The organism is Litorimonas taeanensis, from assembly GCF_003634015.1.
GTDB lineage: Bacteria > Pseudomonadota > Alphaproteobacteria > Caulobacterales > Maricaulaceae > Litorimonas > Litorimonas taeanensis.
The window spans coordinates 1,252,645-1,278,701 of sequence record NZ_RBII01000001.1; the positions used below are offsets into that span (position 1 = coordinate 1,252,645).

Consider the following 26,057-nt stretch of genomic DNA (forward strand, 5'->3'; position numbering starts at 1 on the left):
GTGCCCCCTGTGGGCCTGCGGGCATATTCACTCGATTTATCCAGTAATAATATCCTTTTCATCTATTTTTGCTCTTGAGAGTCACTATTAAGTGCACTAAAGGATGCGCAAATGCGAACTATTCGCAATGCAAGATTTATACAAAAGAGATATGAATGCCCTTTAATGCTCCATCATCCAGCTCCCTCTCCGCTTTGTCGGTAAGCCAAACGAAATCGCTGCTCAAAAGCGCGGCACTCGCCCTCCCCCTCTTATTCTCGCTCTCTCAGGTTTCTGCAGCGCAAGACGCTAGTAATGACGACGAGGTTGTTGTCACTGGCAGCGTCTCGACCTTTGGTGCGACCAAGTCTGATATTCCAATTTTGGAAACAGCACGCTCAATTAGCGTAATCTCTGCTGATGAGTTTCTAGAGCGCGGCGCCCTGACGATTGACGATGCTTTGAATTACACAGCAGGTGTTGTTGGTGATACATTTGGCTTTTCTACCCGGGGCGATTTCCCGCGTGTTCGAGGTCTCGACATCCCTGAATATCTCGACAATATCCAAGTGCTTTTTGGAAATTATAATAACACACGGTCAGATGTTTATACCCTAGAACAGATAGAAGTATTAAAAGGCCCAGCCTCTGTTCTTTATGGGCAAGGTTCACCGGGCGGCGTATTAAACACCATAAGTAAGCAAGCGAATAAAGATTATCTTAGCAACGAAATCACACTTGAATATGGCACACATAATCGAGCCCAAATTGGTGGAGATTTTGGCCTTGATCTTTCGGGTGACGGTGAATGGACGGCCCGTCTCGTAGGGGTTTACCGCGATAGTGATACCCAAATTGACCTCGTAGAAGACAATGCACTTGTCATTGCGCCTTCTGTGACCTTCCAAAATGATCGCACGCGCGTCACAGCTCTTGTCAATTATTCAGAGCGCAATGGCGACACAGCACAACAATTTACGCCGCTTACTATTTCTGGCTGCCAATCAGATGACGTCACGATAGACGCGCCAACTGTCTGTGCTGATGCCCCATTAACAGCACCAGATTCAGGCTTAAACGTCGGCGATCCTAATTTCAGTGATTATGATACAAAATCCACATCCATCACTCTGTTCCTTGAGCAAGAGCTGACAGAAAACTTACGATTTGAAGCCACGGCCCGCCAACGGAATTCGGACGCCGAATATCGCCAAGCTTGGATTACTTTCCTAGGCAATGGCGTGCCCCGGGTCACCAGCGACGGCACGGCCCGCGCTAGGTCTTGGTATGACTCCATATCGGATTCAGAACAATTCGCTATAGATGCGCGTTTCCGCGCGCATATCGATACGGGCCCGCTTAGTCATGAGATCCTAGCCGGTATTAACCACCAAAATGTTGGCACAACGCAGCAAGCAGCTTATCTCTATGGATTGCCAACCACATTTAATGTGTTCAATCCTGTTTATGACGGATCAGAAGTTCCGGATAGCGCAACGGTGGAAGCATCAAGAGGGGATGACTTTAGCGACCTAAAATCAACGGGTTATTACATCAATGATCAAATGAGCGTGGGTGACTTTGTCTTAACAGCCGGTGTTCGCTTTGACGAGTTTGAGAATGTTAGCCCATCAGGAACAGCCGAAGATGACGCCATCTCAACTAGTTTCGGCGCTCTATATAAGTCACCTATCGGCTTGAACCCTTATATCAGTTACGCAGAGTCTTTTAACCCAGTCATCGGCGTTGATAATGTCACTGGCGACCCTTTAAAGCCTCAAGAAGGTGAGCAAATCGAATTTGGGGTTAAATATCAACCCGCAGGTCTGCCAATTTATTTAACCGCGGCGTATTTTGAAATCGAGCAATCTAATCTCGCCAACCCTTCTGCCTTAACGGGGCAGGACATCCCTTCACAGCAAGAAGGCGTTGCCAAAATTGATGGTTTTGAAATCCAAGCTCAAGCTAAATTCGGTGACTTCGACATCGACGGCAGTCTCAGCATGATTGACACACAAGACCCTGATGGAGACCGTTTCACGAGTATTCCAGAAGACCAAGCTTCAGTCTGGGGGGGCTGGAGCCCGAGCGCGGGACCTTTGACAGGTTTCCGCCTCGGTGCTGGCGCACGTTATTTCGGTCATAATGTCAGTGACTTTGTACGCACAGAAGGCGCGACTCTTATTGACGGTATGATTGGCTATGATTTCGATGATGTCAGCGTCACTCTGAATGCGCGGAACATCTTTGACAAAGAATATTATGGCACGTGCCTTTCACGCGGTGATTGTTTCATCGGTGAAAGCCGCACAGTCGTAGGGCGCGTCGCTTACCGTTTCTAATTCAGATAAAACATTGACAAACAGCCCCTTTCCCAAGGGGCTGTTTTTTCTAAAGGGGGAGCTATGTCACTGACTTTATTGGCGGGCGGCACAATCGGCACGGTGCTTTCGGGCAGCGGGCTTTTTGCGTTACGGAACGCATGGAAAACGAAAACAGCAGGTCTTGCTATAATACTCGCAGGATGGGGCGCTATATTCCTCGCCCTTATCGCATGGAGTTTTGCTGGTGGAGGCGCGGATAGAGGCGTGTCGTGGGGTATTATAGTGGTCTCACTCCAAGCCCTAATTTTTGTCGCCTATTCGGCCTCACAAGATAAACCCCAGATAAAAAGAATTAAGACCGTTAAAGCCCGAAATCAAAAGGCCACGTCTAAACTCTCCGCGCTTGAAGTGTTAAAACGGGTTGGAACTTTTCTGACTGTCGTTCTACTTTGCGGCGCAGTCTCTTTCTTAACCGCATTAGGTTTACATGAATGTTTGCTCGCTCTGGGTATGCTGGTCTCTAATGCACTCGTCACCGCTTTGTTTTTCTTCCCCATCATCTGGGCTGCATTGGCATCTGTTGTTTTAATCACACGAAACCAACGCTTGCGCTGGGGTCCATTATTAGGGCTGACCCTGATTGGCTTTGCCTTATTATTAATAGGAAATGGAGGTCTAGGGTAATGGACATGCCAATAAATCCACAAATCCGTATTGACCCTAAAGAAAAGGGACCAATCTCTTTGGTTAAACGCGCCCTTAGCGCCCATGCGGCCTTAGGCCTCGCCATTGCAGCTGTCTTATATATTATAGTCCTTTCAGGCACAGTCAGTGTGTTTAAAGAGGATATTCATTTGATTGAGCAACGGGGCGAACCGTTCGTCACCGACCTCACCCCGGCTGCGGCGCAGTCGGCGGCAATTGAGGCGATGCAGATGGAGCCGGACTCCGCTCACCTATACATCCATATGCCGACACCAGAGCAACCGCGTGCGATTGCGCAAACAGATAATGTCGAGACTTACATCAATTCAAAGGGACAAATGTCGGATCGCATCGCTCACCCTTGGTCTATTTTCCTCATTGACCTACATTACTATCTTCACCTGCCAAAATCCTTTGGGATGATTATTGTTGCTATTTTTGGCGTCTTCCTTTTTGCCATGTCTATCACAGGCTTATTGGCACACCCCAACATTTTCAAAGAAGCCTTCACTTTCCGGCGTTCCAAGTCTGAACAGCTGAAACAAGTCGATTTACATAACCGCCTGAGCGTTTGGACGGCCCCTTTTCATATTACAAATTCTCTGACTGGGGCGATGATTGGTCTGGCTGTATTATCGGCTGCCGCTATCGCGCCGCTGAAATATAACGGGGATACTGGCGCTGTTTTTGCCCCTGTCTTCGGCGCCGAACCCGAAGTTGATATGACCAAGGCACCTATGGCGAATATTGAAAAGGCCCTTGATTATATGGCTGCGAACCACCCTGATAGACCGCCCCTATATGTCATTTTGCATGACCCAAACACAAAGGGCCAATATTTACAGATTATGGCTGAACATAAAGACCGGCTCATTTATGCTGAGAAATATAATTTCGACGGCAATGGAAACTTCATTGATACAGTCGGATCTGCGGATGGAACACTAGGACAGCAATTTGCCGATTCCGTATATCGTATTCACTTCGGTGCCTTTGGCGGCCTGCCCGTCAAAATCGCTTTTGGCATTTTTGGACTTTGCCTCATGTTCATCATCACAGCAGGTTTGAAAATCTATTTCTTGAAAAGAATACAAAAAGGCCGAGCCGCACCGCGCTTGCAAGGGGCCTGGCAAGGCTTGGTCTGGGGGGCACCTCTCCTCTTAGGGATGACCTTTCTAGCGTCACGCTTCATCCCAGTCACGCAGTCGCATTTAGCGGCTTTATTTTGGGGAGGACTTGTGCTGTTTATTCTGGCAGGGGCTGTGAAATCCGCCCTTGAGATGAAAGATAACCCGCAAACCCCTTAACATCAGTCATTAGCCGCCCTTCTCTCTTGCATTTTAGCGCATCTCGATTAAGGCGCGCCCATGTTAGCGATTAATGATCTCGATTATGCGGTTCAAGGCCGCCCGCTGTTTAAAAAGGCGACAGCTTTTATTGCGGCTGGCTGGAAGGTCGGCTTGATTGGCCGTAACGGTACAGGGAAATCCACTCTGCTGCGCCTCATCCGCGAAGAAGTGGAACACCCCACCGCCGACGCCGCAATAAAGCTTAATAAAAATGCTCGCCTTGGCTGGGTTGCCCAAGAAGTTCCTGCCACAGACGACACAATAATGGATGTGGTTCTCGCCGCCGACCGCGAGCGCGACGCGCTGATGAAAGAAAGCGAAACAGCCACAGATCCAGATCGTCTTGGCTATATATATGAGCGCTTAACTGATATGGATGCGTGGAACGCTGATACGCGAGCCGCCATCGTCTTACAGGGCCTTGGCTTTAGCCAAGAAGACTTCCACCGCGCAACAAAAGAGTTCTCTGGCGGCTGGCGAATGCGCGCGGCCATTGCAGGGGTATTGGTAAGCGAACCTGACGTCCTCCTTCTTGACGAACCGACCAACTATCTTGACCTAGAAGGCGCCGCTTGGCTTGAAGGCTATATCCAGCGCTATCCCCATACCGTCATTATGGTCAGCCATGACCGCGAAATGCTTAATCGCTCTGTTACTCATACGCTCGCATTAGAGCATCAGCAATTAATGTTGACGCCAGGAGGTTATGACGATTGGATGACCCTTGCGGCCTCAAAACGCGCCCAGCTTCAGGCCCAAAAGGCCAAGCAGGACGCCGAACGGGCCCATTTACAAGCCTTTGTGGATCGCTTCAAAGCGAAAGCGTCTAAAGCGCGTCAGGCGCAATCCCGCGTGAAAATGCTCGAAAAGATGCAAGATATCGCTATTCCGATTTCGGAACGCGCTGTCCCCTTTAATTTTCCAGAGCCCAAAGGCAAATTGGCCCCGCCAATGTTAGAGCTTGAGAACGCTGAGTTAGGTTATGGTGAAGGCGCCAAAATTCTGTCTGGCGTAAATCTTCGCCTTGATCCGGATGACCGTGTCGCCATTGTCGGCGCCAACGGCCAAGGCAAAACAACTTTGGTGAAATCTATTGCGCAGCGCCTCCCGCTTATGAGCGGTCAACGTAAGGCTTCAAGCTCTTTGACAATCGGCTATTTCTCCCAAGACCAGCTCGACGAATTAACGGCCGGTGAAACCGTACTCAACCATGTGACCCAAAAACTGCCCAAAGGCACACCTGAACACAAAGCGCGCGGCGCGGCCGCTCAAATGGGGTTCTCTCACGAAAAAGTAGAAACCAATGTTGAAAAACTTTCTGGTGGAGAGAAGGTTCGCTTACTCTTAGGGCTCATGTCCATTGATAAGCCGCACGTGCTTATTCTTGACGAACCCACCTCGCATTTGGACATCGATAGCCGTGAAGCCCTGATCTATGCCCTCAATGACTTCCCGGGCGCAGTCTTGTTGATTACCCATGATGTTTACCTCGCAGAAGCGACGGCAGACCGGTTATGGTTGGTCAATAAAGGCAAAGCCAAGCGTTATGATGGCGACTTACGTGACTATAAGAAGCTCGTCATGCAGGCAGACCGCGCTTAATCCTTCGCGTCAATTCTCTGAGCCTGTGGACAACTCATCCATCCACAGCTTATCACGTTTTGCCTGTGGCTTTCCTGTGGAGAAGTACAGCTTCCACCTTGTGGTCTGCTCTATCCCCTCTACCTTATCTTGGGGATGAGGATAAAAATACTCATTACATGACACAAGATATAGTGTTTGTAGCTTTGCCGCCGCAGACTCGAAAAAGGATTTTATTATGGCTTGGACGGAAGATCGCGTCGAAAAATTGACCAAGTTATGGGCGGAAGGATTATCCGCCAGCCAAATCGCCAAAGAACTTGGCGAAGTGACCCGCAATGCGGTTATTGGCAAGGTACATCGCCTTGGCCTTTCTGGTCGCGCTAAACCCTCGCGGCCTAAGCAAAAAGCCGCACCGAAGACAGCCACAGCGACGACGGCGGCACCTGCACCCAAGGCCCGTACACCACGCGCGCCCTCTGCACCGCGTACGCCGCAACAAATCGTTGCCGCCGCCGCTGTCCCTGCGCCGCCGCCTCTCGAAGCCAAACCTATGTCAAATGGTGAGTTTGCCACGATCATGACCATTACGGACCATATGTGTAAGTGGCCAATTGGCGACCCAACAAGTTCAGAGTTCCGCTTCTGTGGCCGAAAAACTGACCCTGATGAGCCTTATTGCGTTGCGCATTCTCGCGTGGCCTATCAGCCAAGCCGTCGCCGCGGCGCTTCTAGTAATACGAAAGCTCTTGGCCCGTCGCCGACATCACGTAAGCGTTTACGCTAGTCGACAGGCCTTTAGCTTTCAAAAAGGTGGTGACCCCTTGGGTGACCGCCTTTTTTTATATCTGATTCTCAGCAAGCCTATTTCAACAGGCTAAGGGTTTCGCACATACGGCCAAAAACCCGTTTAAATCCCTTTGCATCATCCTCTCGCCCGGCCCATGCCTTTGATGGTGTCATTGATGGTGTCATTGATGGTGACGCAGCGATGTAACTTACCACTTCATATTCCACGGCATCCTTATCAAAAAAATAGAACCGACGACCCGGTTCATAATCGGCGTGACTACGTGGAACGAAACCTTCGGCAATAACCCTCGCCTCTACAGACTCCATATCGTCCACAACAATGCCGATATGGTTTAGCCCACCCTTCTTTTGAAATCGCTTTATATCTGAGTTTTCCAATTTTCCGACAGAATATAGAGCGAGATAACTATCGGCGGCGCCGACATGAACCGTATAACCCTTATTCAAGCTTGGGCCCTGCCACCTGATTTCCCATCCAAATATTCGGCCCAACATTTCCGCTGTCGCTTTTGGATTTTGCACTGAAATGTTCAGATGTTCGAGTGTCGCCATTTGCATGATAATACCTTTCATTGCCTCTAATTTGAAAACAGGCTACGACCTCAAGTTAAGTTGAGGTCAAGACATATTATGGAAAAAGTTAAAAAAGGAATTTTGATAGGCAAAGTCGCCGAAAGAACAGGCGTCGCTGTTTCGGCCATACGGTTTTACGAAGAAGCAGGCTTAATCCAAGCGGGACGAAACTCAGGCGGGCAACGCGTTTTTGAAGCGGCTGATATTAGGCGAATTTCCTTCATTATTATCGCTCAGAAACTCGGTTTTTCTCTCAAAGTTATCAAGACAGAGCTCGATAGCCTGCCCAATGGACGCACCCCAACGTTAAAAGACTGGGAAAAAATCAGCCAATCCTTTGGGGCAAACATTGACAAACGCATTGAAGACTTAGCCCGATTAAAACAGAAATTAACGGGTTGTATGGGCTGCGGGTGCTTATCATTGCAGCATTGCGCGCTTTACAATACTGACGACAAAGCCAGAGAAAACGGCCCTGGCCCTCAATTTCTTTTGTAAAACAAACTTATATGGGAACTGTGCTCCCCTTGCAGCGTTTGTCTCTTATCGAAAACAAAATATGAGGGAATTTTATGTCTAACAGGTCTGATTCAAACAAAGGTCTTTATTTCATCGTCGGCGCCTTACTCGTAGCCGTACTCGGCCTTGGCTATATGTATATCAGCGGACAGTCTGCAGATGAGCCCACACTGTCTATTGACGTTGATGAAGATGGTATTGACGTCGATACGAATGATTAAATCATTCTGATAAAAGAATATCTAAAAACGCTTCGCCAAAACGCGCGAATTTAGTTTCCCCTACCCCTGAGACGCCCAGCATGTCTTCTCGAGATGTTGGGCGTTTTGCAACCATATCCATCAAAGTGGCGTCTGAAAATACTACGAATGCAGGCTTCCCCAATTCTCTTGCGAGTTCCGAACGACGAGATTTCAGTCGGATCATCAAACTTTGATCTTTATCTGACATATCCGCTTGCTGACTGGCTCTAGCTTGACGTTCTGCTTTCGCTGTCGACTTCATTGGTGGACGTATATTAAAGGGCTGTCCCGATGAAATCGCCTCTGACATCCCTGTCAGCGTTAAGGCGCCATAACGGGAAATATCCATCCCCAATACACCACGTGCTACAGCTTGCCTTATAAGAGCTTGTAAGAAAGCCTTACCTAAATCCTTGGCTCGCCCAAAGGCCGGTAATTTGTCATGATTAAATTGATGAATTCGGGGCGTGTCTTCGCCTCTTGCAACAGATACAATATGGGCTGTACCGAAACGCTGGCCTGTTTGCTCGATCGCAGCAATTATAGCCCGCGCCGCCTGACTAGCCTCCACTTGTTCGGGAGGATTCAAGCAATTATCACAATTTCCACAAGGTTGAATCGTTTCACCAAAATAATGCAGCAATGCCTGTTTTCGGCAAGCCGTTGTTTCGCAATAACCAATAAGCGCATCCAACCGTTTAAATTCCCGCATTTGATGATCGCGCTCACTGCCATCATTGGTGATAAATTGACGACGCAGACGAATATCATCCAAACCAAACAAAAGCACCGTCTCCGCCGGTAATCCATCACGGCCTGCACGCCCTATTTCTTGATAATAGGCTTCCATCGAAGACGGCATATTCACGTGATAAACAAAACGAATATCTGGTTTATCTATACCCATTCCAAAGGCGATAGTGGCGACCATGATAATGCCGGGCTCGGCCATGAAGCGTTCTAGATTTTCGTACCGCGCTTCGGCTGTCATACCTGCATGATAAGCCAGCGCTTTATAACCCGATTGACGTAATGATTGGGCATATGTCTCAGTGCTCTTACGCGACAGGCAATAGACAATACCACTATTCCCTTTTTGATTAATCAAAAGATTATTGATTTGGCGAGGCCGATTATCAACAGGCATCACCGCCAGTGATAAATTGGGCCGATCAAAGCCGTGAACGATTATTTCTCCGCCCTGCCCAAATAATTGCGTGGAAATATCTTGACGCGTGGCCTCATCGGCTGTCGCCGTAAAGGCCGCTAAATTCGTTTCGGGAAAAAGCTGATGTAAACGGTTTAAATCTGCATATTCAGGCCGAAAGGCAGGCCCCCATTTAGACACACAATGTGCCTCGTCCACAACGAATAAAGCGGGCTTAAGAGCCTTCATTGCAGAAAGCATACGGTCCGTCATTAAACGCTCGGGCGAAACATAAAGAATTTTACTTCGCCCTGTCGTCACATCACGCCATTGCGTTATATTATCTTCACGGCTCTGCCCTGAATGCAGACAAGACGCCATAATTCCATTTGCCCGAAGGCCAGCCACTTGGTTGTCCATCAACGCCACTAAGGGCGAAACCACAATTGTTGGCCCGTCCAAAATTTGTGACGGCACTTGATAGCAAAGAGACTTACCCGCCCCCGTCGGCATCACCGCCAAGACAGGTTGTCCTTCTAAAATTTTAGAGATGATGCCTTCTTGACCCGGACGAAATTCGTCAAAACCGAATTGAGCTTTCAATATGTCGCGGGGATTGGCCATAGACGCCGTGATAAGTTTTTGACAGGAGGTGACAAGCACTATCGGCAAGATAGTTCTGCATAATTATGTCTCGCCTCTCTCTGCGTTAAACGCTATGGCGGCGGTTCACAAATAGGGAAGTTTGTTTGAATGTCTGAAACGGCGGATATGGATGGAGTTCGAGGGAGCGGAGCCGCTTTGGCTGTGCAAATCGAAGAGGACTCAAATAAGCGTACAAAAGCTAAAACGGTTAAGCCCCTTAGACAGCTCTGGCCTTTCATTGGCCGATACCCTTTAACGCTAGTCTTTTTCCTTGCGGCTCTCATTATAGCCGCAGGACTTAACCTTGCCATGACATTGGCGGCCAAAGTTATCGTCGATTGCGGTTTTATTGGTGATGCTGAACCCCTAGAGTATTGCGCGACCTATGCCATCGGACAAAGTCAGGACCTCAGCGCTTATTTTATATTTGCTATTCTGATTGTTTTGGCATTGGCCGTCTTTAGTTCCTTACGGTTTTACTTAATTAGCGTTTTGGGGCAGCGCGTCATCGCCGATATCCGCAAAGCTGTGTATGATAAATTGACCGAACTGGATCAGCGATTTTTTGAGACTCTGAAAACGGGCGAAGTCTTATCTCGCCTTACGACGGATACCACACTGATTGAAACAGTCATTGGGTCGTCATTCTCTTTTGCACTGCGTTCACTCGTCGTAACGATTGGCGCGATTATCATAATGTTCTTTGTAAGCTGGGAATTGACCCTGCTGGTTTTACTGATTGGCCCTGTCATTTTACTGCCTGCCATTCTTATTGGCCGTTCTATTCGAAAGCTATCAGTCAGGGGTCAAAACAATCTGGCCTCTGCCTCTGCCCGCGCCAGCGAAAGTATATCGGCTATGGCAACGGTTCAGGCCTTTACGCGTGAAGATTATGAAAGAAGAGGCTTTGCCAGCGCTGTCGAAGACACTTTCTCGTCCAATCAAAAACGCATTTTCATTCGGTCTATCATGACCTTTGTAATCTTTGGGCTTGGCCTCACGGGCATGCTGGGGGTGATGTGGTATGGTGCCAGCCTTGTGAATGAAACGAATGCAGCAGGCGAAGCGCGCATGACGGGCGGGGACATTGTTCAGTTCATATTCCTTGCTATTTCCGCTGTCTCAAATGTCGGCTTCTTAACTGGCACTTGGACGGAATTATTGCGAGCCTCAGGCGCCACAGAACGCGTTATGGCTTTGCTCTCCGAGGAGGCAGAAATTATTGCCCCTACCCATCCCCAGAACCTCAGCCGAGCGACGGGCGCAATGACTTTCAGTAATGTTACTTTTGCCTACCCTTCCCGTCCGACGGAACAAGCCATTCAAGACATAAGCTTTGATATCAAAGCGGGCGAGACCGTCGCGCTTGTCGGGCCTTCAGGGGCTGGCAAATCAACGATATTTCAATTACTACTCCGTTTTTATGACACGCAGACAGGGACGATTAATTTAGATGGTGTGTCTATCAAAGACATGTCACCTCAAAATCTGCGTCAGCAATTTGCTATCGTTCAACAGAACACACCGCTCTTTTCTGGGACGGCCTATGATAATATTCGTTATGGCCGCGAAGGCGCTACAGATGCAGATGTCATTCGCGCCGCTAAAGCCGCATTTGCGCATGATTTTATCGAAAAACTACCCGAAGGTTATAATACAGATCTGGGCGAAGGAGCTGTAACCCTTTCAGGTGGTCAACGTCAGCGCATTGCCATTGCGCGAGCGATTTTAAGGGATGCTCCTATTTTGTTATTAGACGAGGCGACCAGCGCCCTTGATGCTGAGAGCGAACGAGCGGTTCAAATCGCATTTGAAACTATGGCAGAAACCAAAACCTCCTTAGTCATCGCCCATCGTCTGGCGACAGTGAAAAAGGCAGACCGTATTATTGTGATGGATGCAGGCAGAATAGTCGAAACAGGCACGCATGAAAGCCTTGTTCAGCAAGATGGCCTTTATGCCCGCCTCGCCTCTCTACAGTTTAATGCGGGTTAAAACCCCTGCCCTGTGACCAGCATAGGAACGCGCGCTAAAATATCATGAGAGGTCATATAAAGAACAGAACCGTCCGCACCGCCAAAGGTGACATTTGCGACTAATTTACCCGTGCGAATGAGGCCCAAACGCTCTCCTTGCGGTGAAAATACGATGACGCCGCCCGGCCCTGTGGCATATATACGACCTTCCGTATCGACAGCCATGCCGTCTGCATTACCCCGTTCGCCCTTGGCAAAATCAGCTGTTGCGTCAAAGAATATCTCACCGTCTCCGACAGCCCCATCTTCCGCCACTGGGTAAGCTTTCCATATCGTGATTTCAGGGTCTGAATTCGACACATACAGCGTGCGCTGATCGGGGGACAAAATGATGCCATTAGGACGCGTCAGACTGTCATCTATAAGTGTCACCTCTCCCGATGGAGAATAAGCATAAACACCGTTGAAAGGTATTTCTTTGACATTAGATTGGTCTTGTCCTGCGAGACCATAAGGCGGGTCTGTGAAAAATATAATACCCGTTTTATGCAAAACCGCATCATTAGGGCTATTGAACGCCTTCCCATTATATTTATCAACAATCAGCCGTGTCTTTCGCGTTGAAAGGTTCATGGCATAGAGCCCGCGATGCCCATGATCGAGCAACAGAATTTCTTCTGAATTTAAACGAATAAGTCCATTTGCCCCTTGTGAACTAATGTAATCTGGTTTGGGATCAGGCAAACCCGATGGAGAAAGAAACTCTGTTAAACCCTCCCCCTCTTTATAGCTCCACATGATGTTACCGGGGACGTCCGTAAATAAAACTCGGCTCTCCTCTGCTATCCAAACAGGGCCTTCCGACCAGCCAAAGGCCCCGCCCAAATCCTCTATTTTTGCTTCAGGATCAATGATACCAGAGGCCGTCATCTCTACTGCGCCGATATAGGACGGTTCTACTACGTTAGCGGCCTCACCTTGGGCTGTAGTCGCCTCATTTTTTGGCTGACAGGCCAATAGAGAAAAAGCACTCAGAGATAAAAGCAATAATGTCTTCATAGCAGGTCTCTCGAATAATTTTTGATTTAATTTAATACCATTGCCGCCGCGCCGTATAGAGCAACAAAATCAATAGTAATTAATCGTACAGGCACATCTTTGACGAAAAAACTGCCACGTCCACGAGATTTAAATCTCTCTTTAAACTCAGATTGATCAAAGAAAGGCGCTATATGGCGCGAGACCCCTCCACCTAATACAACACCGCCAGACGCGCCCATTGTTAGAGCGGCATTACCCGCAAAGCCCCCCAGTAGATTGCAAAATGTGACGACCGTTAAACGCGCCGCCGACTTAGGATCGGCTTGTGCCGCTGCCACAATTTCTTCTGGTTTAGATAAGGTTGCCACCTCGTCTCTGATGGCGCAAATCGCTCTATATAAACGCGGTATGCCGGGACCAGAAATAAGGCTTTCAGCCGAAACATAAGGCATTAACCCCAATTGATGCGTTAAAATTTCTTGCTCAAAAGCATTTTGTGGCGCGAAGGCCGTATGACCACCTTCCGTAGGCACAATCCGCAAAGGTTGCCCGGGAATAATGCAGGAAATACCAAGACCTGTACCGGGCCCCATCACCGCAATCGGTTTATTATAATTGACCTTACCGGGTAGCAAAACGTCAAAGCCATCATCTGGAATAACGGTGGCTCCATTCGCCATTGCAACGAAATCATTTAATACGACAACATCGTCAAAACCGAACTTTTCATTTAAACTTGATTCAGAGACGACCCAATCCACATTTGTCATACGAATTTCATCACCAAATTTTGGCCCTGCAAAGGCGAAGGCGGCTTTTTTCGGTGTCAGTTTCTGTGCGTCTAAATACCCTTTCACAGCGTCATGAAAACTAGAAAAATCTCCGACAGCGAACCGTTCAGAGTGGTGGAGCTCTATTGTGCCTTGAGGGTTACGTTCTGCCAGAGCAAACCGGCAATTCGTCCCTCCCACATCTCCGACTAGGGTCAGGCCGCTCATGCAAGAGGCCTGCGTAAATGGGCAGCCCATTCAGGATCACCAAGGACAGAAGCCCCGGCTTCAGCATTATCCGCTTGCTCTCTCATCGGGGCAAACATGTTCATGCCAAGGGCAGAAAGATTGTCTGGCTTAGGTCTTGCCGCCACCTCGCGGCTGTCTAGCTCTTCTGGACTAATCACATCAATTGTGCCCGTTTCTGCATCTAGGCGTATGATGTCACCTGACCTGACCTTGGCGAGCGGGCCATTATGCAGCGCTTCGGGATGCATATGAATTGCCGCTGGCACTTTACCCGAAGCCCCAGACATACGACCATCCGTTACCAGAGCCACCTTATACCCTTTATCTTGGAGCGCGCCCAATACAGGCGTTAATTTGTGCAATTCTGGCATGCCATTGGCCGCTGGGCCTTGGAAACGCACAACAGCGACAAAATCACGTTCTAGAATGCCTGACTTGTGCATCTCCATCAGTTCATTTTGATGATTAATGACAATGGCAGGAGCCTCAACAATCCAATGCTCGCGTTTCACAGCAGAAATCTTCATGACGCCGCGCCCTAAATTACCGCTCATTAATCGTAGCCCACCATCTTCGCGGAAAGGCGTCTTCACGGAGCCTAAAATTTCTGGGTCAAGCGATTCAGTTGGCCCTTTGCGGAACAAGACGGGGTCTGGGTCTGCATGTGCATTTTTAATGGGTTCACGCGTATATTCAATCAGGCCTTCACCGCCGGCCACTGTGGTTACATCGGTATGGACGAGACCTTCATTAATGAGCTCATGAATTAGATAGGCCATCCCGCCCGCAGCATGGAAATGATTTACATCAGAAATTCCATTAGGATAAATTTTACATATCAATGGCACGGCCTTTGATATGTCGGAGTAATCATCCCAGTTAATTAATATCCCAGCCGATTTCGCAATCGCAGAGAGGTGAATGGTCAAATTAGTCGATCCACCAGTCGCCATCAAACCGACCAAACCATTTACAATCGCTCTCTCATCAATGATATCACAAGCGGGCGTAAAGCTCTCTCCCATATTCGTCATGCTCACGAGGCGCCGAGTCGTTTGCGCCGTTATGGCATCCCGCAATGGGGTATTCGGGTGTACAAATGAGGCCCCAGGGAGCTGCATCCCCATAATTTCCATAAGCATCTGATTTGTATTTGCCGTGCCATAAAATGTGCAGGTTCCTGGCGCGTGATAGGATGCGCTTTCAGCGGCAAGAAGTTCTTCTCGGCCAACTTTTCCTTCGGCAAATAATTGGCGGATACGCGCTTTTTCTGGATTACTAATCCCCGAAGGCATGGGCCCAGCTGGCGCGAAAATTTGGGGTAAATATCCATATCTCAGGGCCGCAATCATTAACCCCGGAACGATTTTATCACAGACACCTAAATGGATTACGCCATCAAACATATCATGCGACAAGGCAATCGCCGTTGAATAAGCAATAATGTCACGAGAAAAAAGCGAGAGTTCCATTCCGTCTTGGCCTTGAGTTACGCCGTCGCACATTGCTGGAACTCCGCCTGCGACTTGTGCCGTAGCACCGGCGCGGCGGGCCGCATGTTTAATTATCGAAGGAAATCGCTCAAAAGGCTGATGTGCAGAAAGCATATCATTATAGGCCGTAACAATGCCGATATTGGCCCACTTCGCGCCCAATATCTCTGTTTTTTCTAATACAGGGCAAGCGGCGCTAGCATGTGCGACGTTGCCTTCGGTTAAACGACGTCGGCGCGGCCCGGGACGCATATTGGCTTTACAGTCCGCAAGATAAGCTTGTCGGGTTTCCTTAGACCGTTTGATGATACGATCCGTAACGGTTTGAATAAGGGCGTTCGTCATTTATTCTCCTAGATGCGTAAATACGGTCAATCGCGGGCCTGCCGCGCGCAGCGTCGTAACAGGCGCTTCGAAAACATCCTTTTCGCCGCTTACGTCCCATACAGTTTTCTTTTGATGCCCCGGAATTAAGAGCGGCACATGTCTAGCCCGCATTACCAAGGGGAGTGACACCGTAATCCGGTCACAAAATCCGCTATTTCCTGCTTGGCCTGTCGCGTCCTGCCAGACTAATGAATCCGCTCCATCTATCTCAAAAGCTTGCGCCAAAGTTGAGGCGTGCGGGAACCAAGAGGCCGTGTGCCCATCCTTTCCCATACCCATAACGCATACATCGATGGGATCAGGAAAAGTTTCGTCGAACGTCTTCGTGAGCTCTTTCGCGCCCAGCTTGGCGGTTGTTTTTTCATTCGTGAGCGGGAAAAACATCGCCGATGATGCACGATTTTGCAAAAGCGTCGCCTTTATGAAATCAGCATTTGATCCCGCTTCGCCCTCTTTTACCCAGCGTTCGTCAACGAGGCTGATGGTCACATTTTCCCAAGGCAAATCAACATGGCTCAACATTTCATAAACAGGTTTAGGACTTGACCCGCCCGAAACAAGTAAGCTCGCTTTACCGCGTTCAGTAAGCGCCCCCCTCAGCGCCTTTTCAATATATGCGCTCGCATGCTCCACATATTGCCCTGCATCATCCAAAATCCTATATCCGTAATCAAGATCGGACATCTAGGATTCTGACCAAGCATCGCCAACTTCAGCTAGCATTTTATCGGCCGCTCTCGGCCCATCTGTTCCGGCGAAATACGGCATGGCTTCCTGCCCTGTTTTTTCCCAAGCCTCAAGAATGCCGTCACACCAACGCCAAGCCGCCTCGACTTCATCACGGCGCATAAACAGCCCCAGATTACCCCGGACAACATCCATTAAGAGGCGTTCATAAGCATCAGGATAACGCACCGCGAAATTAGCCGCATAGGATAAATTCAGCGGGAGCGTCTTAAGGCGTAACCCACCCGCCCCAGGTTCTTTGATTTCCATAAAGAGTTTGACGGCCTCATCGGGTTGCAACCGGATAACAAGCTTATTCGGGTTTACTTTGGTGTCATCGCCAAAAATTGAGTGCGGGACAGGTTTGAACTGAATAACAATTTCAGAGCGCTTGCTACTCATACGCTTACCTGTACGCAGATAAATCGGCACACCCGCCCATCGCCAATTTTGTATCTCAGCTTTTATAGCAACGAAAGTTTCTGTGTTGCTCTCATCCACATCCAAATCTACGAGGTACCCATTGGCGGTCTCACCGTTTACGCGCCCGTTCGTATATTGCCCGCGCACAGTTCTGGACTGAACATTCTCTACTGTGATGCGCTCCAAAGCGCGTAACACTTTGATTTTTTCGGTCCGCACATCATCCGCGCCGAGCGAAGATGGAGCTTCCATCGTTGAGAGACACAAAAGCTGTAAAAGATGGTTTTGGACCATGTCCCGCAAGGCCCCGGCCCCGTCATAATAAGCCCCGCGCCCAGAAACCCCGATATTTTCGGCCACCGTAATTTCAATGTGTTTAATTGCGTTACTATTCCAAAGCGGTTCAAGCAAAACATTCCCGAACCGAAGAACTAACAAATTTTGTACGGTCTCTTTGCCCAAATAATGATCAATACGGTAAATTCGGTTTTCTTCAAAAACCTGTGCCACGCCCTCGTTAATGGCATGAGCTGAATCAAAATCCGTCCCAATGGGCTTTTCTAAGACAACACGCGCTTTTTCATGCGCCAGACCTTCGCGCTTTAAGCCCTGACAAATGCCTGAAAACATAGATGGCGGCATGGCAAGATAGAACACACGAATAAGATCTTGTGATTTAGAAACGGCTTTGGCTAAAGCGCTCCAATCTTTATCATTCACCACATCAATCTTTACATAATCGATAAGCGCGCAGAACGCCTTCCAACTTTTCTCATCAAGCGTATCGGCGCCTTCAAACTCGCAATAGTTTTTATGAATAATATCAATGAATTCTTCGCGGCTATGCTCACTTCGTGAGACACCGACAATGCGTGAGCTCTTGGGAATTTGGCCGTCGACAAAGCGGTGATATAACGCTGGGAAAATTTTACGCCGCGCCAGATCCCCAGTGGCTCCAAAAATCACCATTTCAAATGGCGAAACAGGTACAAAGGCTGAGCGATCTCCCTCTGTATTTTTGTCGATTTTGGCTTTGTTCACAGTAACTTTCCCGATGTCAGACACCAACAGATTCCCCTCATTTTTTAAGGCAAAATATGACAGATATGACAGCGCTGTCAATCACTGGTATTCTTCCCCTAAAATTATATTGCTTATGTCGAAGTTGAATCCCGTATAATAAGTTTAAAATCTAGTTCTTGAGTTTTTGGCGGCTTCGTGTTTTCCGCAGGATCAATTAACATTCGAACGGCCTCATAGCCCATATCATAAATAGGTTGTTGAACCGTCGTTAACTGGGGCGATATGAGCCTTGCCAATGGGGTATCATCAAAACCAACGACAGAGAGTTCGCTAGGGATATCAATACCGAGCTTTGCAGCCACCGAAACGACCCCTGCCGCCATTTCATCATTGGATGCAAAAATTGCGCTAGGCCTATCCGATTTGTCCGCCAATAAGGCGGTTGCGGCCGTGACGCCCGATTGAAAGGTAAAGTCCCCTTGTTTGACCTCATGGGAGTGCACAGTCAGATGCGCTTCGGCCATCGCATTTCGGAAGCCTTCATAACGCAAACTCGCGGCGCTGTGGTCGGTATGCCCCTTAATAAAACCAATAGAACTATGACCTTGATCGATAAGGAATTGCGTCATTTTTTCTGCCGCTAGGACATCATCCATTTTGACGGCCCTTATGCCCGTTCCGACATTAAACGGGGCAACGAGCACATAGGGGATTTTAAGACCATCTAAGATTTCTATCGCTTCGGCAGAATCCGACAATGGCGGCGCCAAAATAACACCATCAACAGGCAGGCGACTAAATAAGTTTCGCAAGAGAACCGAACTCTGCTCATTTGTTTCAACATCGCCAATCATTAAGGGCTCTGGGACAAGATGATAGCCAAATTCGCGACAGGCCGCGATGGCCCCTAATTGTATCTTCGATACATAATGCGCACTTGGGATGTCATAGACGAGCGCCACTAAATATGACTTTGAGCTGGCCAAACCTTTGGCTGCTAAATTCGGAGAATAACGTAAGGCGCTCGCGACCTCTAAAACCTTTTCCCGCGTTTTGTCGGCCACATTAGGCTCGTTATTTAGAACACGCGAGACGGTCTTCATCGACACGCCGGCCTGTTTTGCCACATCTGTGATGGTTGCTTTCATATTTCCCTATCCGCCCCTGATAAATTCAGTGTTAGCGTCCACAATTTTGTGTGCCTGATTTGCGCGTATATTTCAAGCAAAGGTCACGAATGTGGTTTCAGTGCCAGGGAATCAACTCAGCCAGGCTCATAAAAGATAGAATAGAGGGTCTTTTGCCCTCAAATTAGGCGAAATTTCAGACCATAGAATTATGGTATATGTGCAGAGGACGACTTAAAAAAGACAATCAAACAAGGGGTTATCTACAGCCCCAAAGAGGCGAGCAAAGAAATTGGCAATTTAATCGTTTATTTAAAGACCTAGTAGGACTGACAGTAAAATAACGATAATGGCGAGCAAGATATTTTTGATTAAAGTAACCATGTCACCTCCCTTTTTTTGACCTTAAACTGTGAAAAGTCAAAATTGTCAATCCTATAATATTACAAAGTAACCTTTAAAACAGAGCTCTTGGAGTTTCAGCAAAGGCTGAATATGCGCCCGTAGATGATCGTCCCCGCCTGCACAGAACGTGCTTTTCTTGGTAATATAGCTTGCAAAAAAACATCTACTTAGGGCTCACCTGATTATAGGTGAGCCTGTTATGTAAAAGCAGGTATTGCTGGACTGCCTAGTTTAAGCTCATCAAAGCCGCACCGTCATAAGGCTCAAGAGCGTCTAAACGCCCCTCTTTCACCTTTTGCGCCCAGGTTGGATCTTGGATTAAAGCCCGGCCAACAGCAATCAAGTCAAACTCATCGCGCTCCATACGCTCTATCAAATTGTCGAGGCTAGCGACTTCGGCGCCCTCCCCTTTGAAAGACCCAAAGAAATCCCCTTTCAATCCGACTGAACCGACTGATATGGTCGTGGCGCCTGTTAATTTTTTCGCCCAACCCGCAAAGTTCAAATCAGAACCCTCAAATTCAGCTTCCCAGAAACGGCGCTGAGAGCAATGCAAAATATCGGCACCAGCCTCAGTTAAGCTTGTTAAAAACTCACCGAGAGCTTCTGGCGTCTCGGCCAAACGCGCCGCATAATCTTGCTGTTTCCATTGCGACACACGAATACAAAGCGGCATGTCTTCACCTATCGCTTTGCGGCATTTACCAATGACTTCGCGAGCGAATTCCGCGCGGTCTACAAGCGTTCCACCATATTTGTCGTCACGCTGGTTCATCACATCCCAAAAGAATTCATCCACCAGATAACCATGCGCGCCGTGAATTTCGACCATATCGAATCCGAGGCGTTTTGCATTCGCAGCCGCGCGAGCATAAGAATCCGCAATATCGGAAATTTCTTCCATAGTTGGCGCTGGCATAACCTGTTTACCCGTATGGGTTAAACCAGAGGGACTATCTGAATCCGCCTCAGGGTGAGGGCCTGTGCCGGGCTTTCGTGCCATACCTGTATGCCAAATTTGCGGCCCCATTTTGCCGCCCGCTTCATGCACAGTGGATATGACTTTTTCCCAACCTGCTAGGGCTTCTTCTGTATGGAAGTTCGGAATGCGAGGATCATTTGACGCGCCAGGTCGGTCAATTGTTGTGCCTTCGGATAAAATCAGCCCCACATCAGCGGCCGCTCTCTTTCGGTAATATTCGGCGACATTTGCCCCCGGAATACCATTAGGCGAAAAATTACGCGTCATAGGCGCCATGACAATACGATTGGGTAGGTCCAAGGATTTCAAAGAAAAGGGTTTAAACAAGGGTGACATGAACTCTCCTAATGCGGTGATTTTACGGTTACATAGCTTTTAAATACGTGACTATTCAGATAGGTATCTAAGCGGTGAAATACGAGAGGGGTAGCGGCGTTTTAGTTTAAGCCCTATTCGAAAAGAAAGCCCTTATGAAGACAGTCCTCATCATTGGCGCAGGCATTGGCGGCCTTACAACAGCCCTCGCCTTGGCGCAGCGAGGCTTTGCGGTGGAAGTCTTAGAACAGGCCCCTGCAATTAAAGAGGTTGGCGCAGGATTACAGCTCAGCCCAAATGCTATGGCGGTCTATTCTGCCCTCGGCATAGCCAATCAAATAGAAGCTCTGTCCTGTGAACCAAAGGCTGGCATTCTACGAAACGGAAAAAAGGGTACACCCTTGATGATGACAGAAATGGGCGAGGTTTATCACCGTCGATATAGTCATAAATACCTTCACATTCACAGAGCTGATTTGATTGAAACGCTTTTATTAAATACAAAAAAGCATAATATAAACATTCACTTAGGCATGAACATTAAAGAAAGCGATATTGAACAAGACCCTATACAAGTTCAAATTGGTCACACTGCATTGCAGGGGAATTATTTAATTGCAGCAGATGGGATTCGTTCTCTATTTAGAAACCCTATATGCGGAGAAAGCCGACCAGAATTTACAGGCCAAATCGCGTGGAGAGGTATTATACCCACCCAAAGCGTGCCCAAAAACCTAATCCCTTTTGCCGCAAATAATTGGCTCGGCCACGGACAGCACTTCGTTAGCTATTATGTCAAAGGCGGGACTATGATAAACTTTGTGGCCGTCAAAGAACAAGCGCAATGGACCGAAGAGCGCTGGGATATGCCTGCTAATAAATCCGAATTGGCCGCCGCCTTTTCAGGTTGGGATAGCCGTATCTCACAATTGATTGAGGCTTGTGATGAGAGCTTTTTATGGGGCCTGTTTGACCACGCCCCCTTACCCCATTGGACAAAGGGCCGAATGGCTTTGTTAGGCGATGCAGCGCACCCTATGCTACCTTTCATGGCACAAGGGGCCGCCATGGCTATCGAGGACGCATGGGTACTGGCGGCTTGCCTAGCAAAATATGAGAACGACCCGCATCTCGCGTTAAAGCGCTATGAAACGGCCCGAAAACCACGCACCACATTTATGCAATCTATCTCACGTCAGAACGCCGCCCTCTATCATATGCGGCCCGGATTGGGCAGAATGATACGCGATCTAAAGTTCCAAGCCGCTACGCTTTTCTCGCCCGCCTTATTGGCTCGGCTTGATAAAATTTATGGCGTTGATGTGACCCAAGACTACCCTGCATAAGCATTACGCATAGCCTTATTACCTCGCTCTTACTTTGTCTGCTCTAAACAGGGTTTGACCTTATGAATGGAGGGCTTTTAAAAATATCGTATTTCTCGCAGTTTAAGAGCAGATACCGCTTGCCCCCCTGCCCGCAATTCGCTAGTCCCGCCGACGGAGACGTGGCCGAGTGGTCGAAGGCGCTCCCCTGCTAAGGGAGTATGGGCCAAAAGCTCATCGAGGGTTCGAATCCCTTCGTCTCCGCCACTTTTTTGTTCGCAAGTTGCCGCCAGCCAACCCAGCTTGCGGTCTTCGCGTGCGACATAAATTTCGGCCTCTCTGACACGACCTTCTGGCTCAAACTGACTTCAATCATGCCGTCACTTTGACAATGACCGTGACGGGGGACAATGACCGTAACGGGGCTCGACGTCGATTAAGAGACGAGCGATAGCCTTACGCTAAATAACAATAGGTTTATAATAGGCGGGTGGAGCTCACTTCCGTGTTGATTTGCCCCGTATTTTGGAACCGCCCGACATTGGCGGCGTCTGGTTGTCCGTAGAGGCTATAGCTGTTGACCGAGAGCGATGTACCCGCCGCATTGGTGCGCCCCGTGATAGAGCCTTTCTGGTCTGTGATATACCAAGAGCGGGTGAAGCTGCTCGGAGCGCTATAATCATATTGCACGATCGGGGCGTCCACGCCCGGGCCGTGAACATAGCGCGCCTTTAACGCATTGGTATTATCATCATATTCCGCAATCATACGCGATGGGCGCAATTAAGGCCGTCTTCACTCAAGATTTCGAACCCGTCCTGTATGAGAGAAACATGATATCAATCACCTTCTTTGTAGAAGAGCTTACGTAAAATTATTCCTAGATAGACTGAGACTAGAATAATAGCGGGAGATAAATAGAAAAACTCCTTATGTGTTAAAAAGTCAACACTCCCAAATATTTTTTCACCAATATCTTTTCGAAAATTTAGTAAAAAACTAATAACCAGCAATGTCGTCAAGAGTGCGATTGAAAAAAACACATTTATGTAAGCCAAAAACTTTTTCATAAATAATCCTCTAAATAAAGATTCAGTTTTTTGGTGTGCACGGAGTTACTGAAGAGGGTCGCAAGCTGTCTGGCGGTGGCGGCGTGTTAGCCAGTAGAGCAAGAATCAAGCCTGGGAGAGCTCCTAAGCCGCCCAAATAGCCCCCTAAAATGGCGCTCCCTGAACTTGCCCCAACAACGCCGCCGATAACGGAACCGCTGAAATCGCCAACACTAATCCCAGCACCAAGCCCTGCCAATGAGTCCATCATCACATCGTAATTTTCAAACGCACGTGCTGCATAATAAGGTGTATAAACCAAATTTCCATCGGGTGAAGCCATATAATGATGACCCGCGTCAGGCCCGGCCCCTCCAATTGGAACTGATGTGTATCCAGGTGGGAGAGTATATACATCTCCATTTGGGGCTGTAATTAATTTGCCGCAATTTTCTTCGTTTTCGTCATCCGATGTAGCGTTTTCTCCGCCCCCTTCAATTAGATGATCAAAAACTCCGACTGGATAGATTAAACCATCATTATCGCCATAAATACTACGTAGTTGTTGCAACAACTCCCAATCTACTAACATGCCGATTCTTACTCCCGTCGTAATAATTTCGTCATCATCAGCCGATAGCCCACTCGGGTCGCGCCTATTCACCGGATCGTCGCCGACATAGCTATACATGTTCAGCCCGTCGCCATAGCCAATCGGGTCGGCGTTCAGGAAGCGTTTGATGGTCGGGTCATAGAAGCGGGCTTTGTAGTCTTTGGTGGCGATATGGCGAAGCCATGATTTTTGATCCCGTGAATCAAAAATAGACGAAAAAGGCCCCGGCAGGGGCTTAAGGCCCACCTCCTCTAGCCAGACTTGCCCCGTATATTGGAACCGCCCGACATTGGCGGCGTCTGGTTGTTCGTAGAGGCTATAGCTATTGACAGAGAGCGATATCCCCGCCGCATTGATGCGTCCCGTGATAGAGCCTTTTTGGTCTGTTACATACCAAGAGCATATGAATGTTGCCGGACGGCAGTAAGAGCAAGATCAGCTAAATACTTTATAAAAGTCTATTTCATCTATTTCCAACACAACCCGTTTTAAATTAGTTTGAATGCAGTAATTAATTGATCAGTCACCTTACTCTTATGACGCTAAACACGCTAAAGTCATCCTTAGCCAATTCAATTTCTAAAGATGTTCCATGTCTGTACAGTAATGGTAGTTTATTTTTTTTCGCCGCTTCTAGCTGTTCTTTCGTAAAAGGAGCATTCTCTATGAAACTAATTACAACCTTCTCTTTTCGGTCGAAACACCTGACCAACCCGTAATCAAATATGCCTTCATTTTCAATGTCTTTAAGGTATTTTTTGCTTATTTAAAGAACAAATAACAAGGTGTTGAGAGCTCATTGCTCCTACCTAGGTCTTGAGAAGGAAATTTGTAAGATGTCGGGGTTTCGCTAATTGAACTATTGTCTGATGTCAGCGCCCATGGCCCATAATCTGTGCCACTTTATATGACGACGGACAATTTCTGTTGAACAATAATTTTGGCCTAACTCATTTGTATAAGACAATGAAAAAGTATTTTATCAATAGAAAATTGAAATTAGAAAATACAAGACGCAACTAATTATAATTAACATTTGAGAAAATTTTACCGGATCAACTTTCGTTATTGTTTTATACCAATTAGTTGAAACTGAAAAAAAATAAATAGACACTGTAAGTAATATGACGGGAATAAGGGCTAGTATATTCTCGTTTCCTTTTACAGAAAATGAAAAGGTCACGAGCAATAAGAAAATCCCACATGAAAAAGGCAAAAAGCTTTGTTTATTCATCATTGATGTTTCCACATTGTTTCCCCAAAGCAAAAGCAAGTGTCGAGGATATTGACGCACCAGCCGCTAGCCCCGCTTCAAATCTGCCGGTCAATCCAGCTTCATCGGCCCCAAACTTAACACCGCCACCAGCCTGCAAAACACGTCCTAAAGTCACATTGATATTGCCGTTTAAACCCGTAGGCTGCACTGGTGTCGCAATGAAGGTGGCGTGAACTTGAGCGCCTCCTCCGATTCCTCCTGAAGGGGCAATATAAACACCATAATCACCAGATGTCTGATGAACAAACAACCCAACATCAACACCCCCATGAAGTCCATTTCCTCCAGACGCACCAAACTCTAAAGTCAGCCAAGGGTTCTCTGCCCTTATTTGATCGCTAATATAGCCTACGCCGTGAGGTACATTATCGAAAACTTGGTTTAAGCTTATGGCACTTTCTTTTAGCGACTCACATAAGTTATCAAGTTTTTTATCCGCCGCTCTTTGTATAGCTCTGCCAGCCGCCCCGCCACCAGAAAATATACTCAATACACCACCAGTGATAATATCTCTACCTGTCCAAAACTCAAAAGGGTTAATGAAGAGCAGACGAACCCGGCGCCGCCTAGTTCCTGTTACAACAACTTCATCTACATCGTCATCATCAGCCGTCATCCCACTCGGATCACGCCGATTAACCGGATCGCCGCCCACATAGCTATACATATTCAACCCGTCGCCATAGCCAATCGGGTCGGCGTTCAGGAACCGTTTGATGGTGGGATCATAGAAGCGGGCTTTGTAGTCTTTGGAGGCGGTATGGCGAAGCCATGATTTTTGATCCCGTGAATCAAAAATAGACGAAAAAGGCCCCGGCAGGGGCTTAAGGCCCACCTCCTCTAGCCACACTTGCCCCGTATATTGGAACCGCCCGACATTGGCGGCGTCTGGTTGTCCGTAGAGGCTATAGCTATTGACCGAGAGCGATGTACCCGCCGCATTGGTGCGCCCCGTGATAGAGCCTTTCTGGTCTGTGATAGACAAGGCACACATCAGTCG

Annotated in this window: 21 protein-coding genes and 1 tRNA gene; 10 read left to right on the plus strand and 12 right to left on the minus strand. The window is 48.0% G+C overall.

Features of this window, described 5'->3' with window-relative positions:
• Positions 1 to 155 precede the first annotated feature (155 nt).
• From DES40_RS05830 to DES40_RS05850, 5 genes are all read left to right on the plus strand, one after another.
• Positions 156 to 2,321 (plus strand): TonB-dependent siderophore receptor, encoded by a 2,166-nt coding sequence (locus DES40_RS05830; RefSeq protein ID WP_121099581.1) that lies wholly within the window; start codon positions 156 to 158, stop codon positions 2,319 to 2,321.
• A gap of 63 nt (positions 2,322 to 2,384) precedes the next feature.
• Positions 2,385 to 2,987 (plus strand): hypothetical protein, encoded by a 603-nt coding sequence (locus DES40_RS05835; RefSeq protein WP_121099582.1) that lies wholly within the window; start codon positions 2,385 to 2,387, stop codon positions 2,985 to 2,987.
• Between the two features lie 5 nt (positions 2,988 to 2,992).
• Positions 2,993 to 4,315 carry a PepSY-associated TM helix domain-containing protein gene (locus DES40_RS05840; RefSeq protein ID WP_170144898.1) on the plus strand — a complete coding sequence of 441 codons (1,323 nt, stop codon included), beginning with the start codon at positions 2,993 to 2,995 and terminating at the stop codon, positions 4,313 to 4,315.
• Between the two features lie 60 nt (positions 4,316 to 4,375).
• Complete coding sequence (locus DES40_RS05845) at positions 4,376 to 5,959, plus strand: ABC-F family ATP-binding cassette domain-containing protein (RefSeq protein ID WP_121099584.1); 1,584 nt, start codon at positions 4,376 to 4,378, stop codon at positions 5,957 to 5,959.
• A gap of 217 nt (positions 5,960 to 6,176) precedes the next feature.
• Entirely contained in the window at positions 6,177 to 6,725 is a 549-nt protein-coding gene (locus tag DES40_RS05850; RefSeq protein WP_121099585.1) for a GcrA family cell cycle regulator, read from the plus strand.
• 77 nt (positions 6,726 to 6,802) lie between these two features.
• On the opposite strand, the gene DES40_RS05855 is transcribed toward DES40_RS05850, so the two are convergent.
• Positions 6,803 to 7,324 (minus strand): VOC family protein, encoded by a 522-nt coding sequence (locus tag DES40_RS05855; RefSeq protein ID WP_233345447.1) that lies wholly within the window; start codon positions 7,322 to 7,324, stop codon positions 6,803 to 6,805.
• Between the two features lie 57 nt (positions 7,325 to 7,381).
• Between DES40_RS05855 and soxR the strand changes: the two genes are divergently transcribed.
• Complete coding sequence (gene soxR / locus DES40_RS05860) at positions 7,382 to 7,822, plus strand: redox-sensitive transcriptional activator SoxR (protein ID WP_121099586.1); 441 nt, start codon at positions 7,382 to 7,384, stop codon at positions 7,820 to 7,822.
• A 74-nt stretch (positions 7,823 to 7,896) separates the two neighbouring features.
• Positions 7,897 to 8,064: a hypothetical protein gene (locus DES40_RS13170; RefSeq protein WP_170144899.1), complete on the plus strand. Its 168-nt coding sequence runs from the start codon at positions 7,897 to 7,899 to the stop codon at positions 8,062 to 8,064.
• 1 nt (position 8,065) lies between these two features.
• Here the strand turns inward: DES40_RS13170 and recQ are convergent, their stop codons facing one another.
• The gene (gene recQ, locus DES40_RS05865) at positions 8,066 to 9,856 is read right to left on the minus strand and encodes a DNA helicase RecQ (protein WP_121099587.1); all 1,791 of its coding nucleotides are present in this window, start codon (positions 9,854 to 9,856) and stop codon (positions 8,066 to 8,068) included.
• 129 nt (positions 9,857 to 9,985) lie between these two features.
• Between recQ and DES40_RS05870 the strand changes: the two genes are divergently transcribed.
• Entirely contained in the window at positions 9,986 to 11,872 is a 1,887-nt protein-coding gene (locus DES40_RS05870) for an ABC transporter transmembrane domain-containing protein (RefSeq protein WP_121099588.1), read from the plus strand.
• Here the strand turns inward: DES40_RS05870 and DES40_RS05875 are convergent.
• The 7 genes from DES40_RS05875 to DES40_RS05905 form a co-directional block, all read right to left on the minus strand.
• Complete coding sequence (locus tag DES40_RS05875; RefSeq protein ID WP_121099589.1) at positions 11,869 to 12,912, minus strand: SMP-30/gluconolactonase/LRE family protein; 1,044 nt, start codon at positions 12,910 to 12,912, stop codon at positions 11,869 to 11,871. The genes DES40_RS05870 and DES40_RS05875 overlap by 4 nt on opposite strands.
• Before the next feature lie 26 nt (positions 12,913 to 12,938).
• Positions 12,939 to 13,892: a glucokinase gene (glk, locus tag DES40_RS05880; RefSeq protein ID WP_170144900.1), complete on the minus strand. Its 954-nt coding sequence runs from the start codon at positions 13,890 to 13,892 to the stop codon at positions 12,939 to 12,941.
• Complete coding sequence (gene edd / locus DES40_RS05885; RefSeq protein WP_121099591.1) at positions 13,889 to 15,751, minus strand: phosphogluconate dehydratase; 1,863 nt, start codon at positions 15,749 to 15,751, stop codon at positions 13,889 to 13,891. The genes glk and edd overlap by 4 nt, the downstream gene beginning before the upstream one ends.
• Positions 15,752 to 16,477: a 6-phosphogluconolactonase gene (gene pgl, locus DES40_RS05890; RefSeq protein ID WP_121099592.1), complete on the minus strand. Its 726-nt coding sequence runs from the start codon at positions 16,475 to 16,477 to the stop codon at positions 15,752 to 15,754.
• A complete protein-coding gene (gene zwf, locus DES40_RS05895) occupies positions 16,478 to 17,911 on the minus strand; it encodes a glucose-6-phosphate dehydrogenase (RefSeq protein WP_121100475.1) in 1,434 nt (477 codons plus the stop codon).
• A gap of 185 nt (positions 17,912 to 18,096) precedes the next feature.
• Positions 18,097 to 19,113 carry a LacI family DNA-binding transcriptional regulator gene (locus DES40_RS05900; RefSeq protein ID WP_121099593.1) on the minus strand — a complete coding sequence of 339 codons (1,017 nt, stop codon included), beginning with the start codon at positions 19,111 to 19,113 and terminating at the stop codon, positions 18,097 to 18,099.
• A 610-nt stretch (positions 19,114 to 19,723) separates the two neighbouring features.
• The gene (locus DES40_RS05905) at positions 19,724 to 20,815 is read right to left on the minus strand and encodes an NADH:flavin oxidoreductase (protein WP_121099594.1); all 1,092 of its coding nucleotides are present in this window, start codon (positions 20,813 to 20,815) and stop codon (positions 19,724 to 19,726) included.
• A gap of 134 nt (positions 20,816 to 20,949) precedes the next feature.
• On the opposite strand from DES40_RS05905, the gene DES40_RS05910 reads away from it, so the two are divergent.
• Complete coding sequence (locus tag DES40_RS05910; protein ID WP_121099595.1) at positions 20,950 to 22,140, plus strand: FAD-dependent monooxygenase; 1,191 nt, start codon at positions 20,950 to 20,952, stop codon at positions 22,138 to 22,140.
• A 155-nt stretch (positions 22,141 to 22,295) separates the two neighbouring features.
• Positions 22,296 to 22,386, plus strand: a tRNA-Ser gene (locus DES40_RS05915).
• 210 nt (positions 22,387 to 22,596) lie between these two features.
• On the opposite strand, the gene DES40_RS05920 is transcribed toward DES40_RS05915, so the two are convergent.
• From DES40_RS05920 to DES40_RS05940, 3 genes are all read right to left on the minus strand, one after another.
• Entirely contained in the window at positions 22,597 to 22,902 is a 306-nt protein-coding gene (locus tag DES40_RS05920; RefSeq protein WP_147405863.1) for a hypothetical protein, read from the minus strand.
• Between the two features lie 309 nt (positions 22,903 to 23,211).
• A complete protein-coding gene (locus tag DES40_RS05930) occupies positions 23,212 to 24,027 on the minus strand; it encodes an RHS repeat-associated core domain-containing protein (protein WP_233345449.1) in 816 nt (271 codons plus the stop codon).
• A gap of 980 nt (positions 24,028 to 25,007) precedes the next feature.
• Positions 25,008 to 26,051 (minus strand): RHS repeat-associated core domain-containing protein, encoded by a 1,044-nt coding sequence (locus DES40_RS05940; RefSeq protein ID WP_121099600.1) that lies wholly within the window; start codon positions 26,049 to 26,051, stop codon positions 25,008 to 25,010.
• Positions 26,052 to 26,057 lie beyond the last annotated feature (6 nt).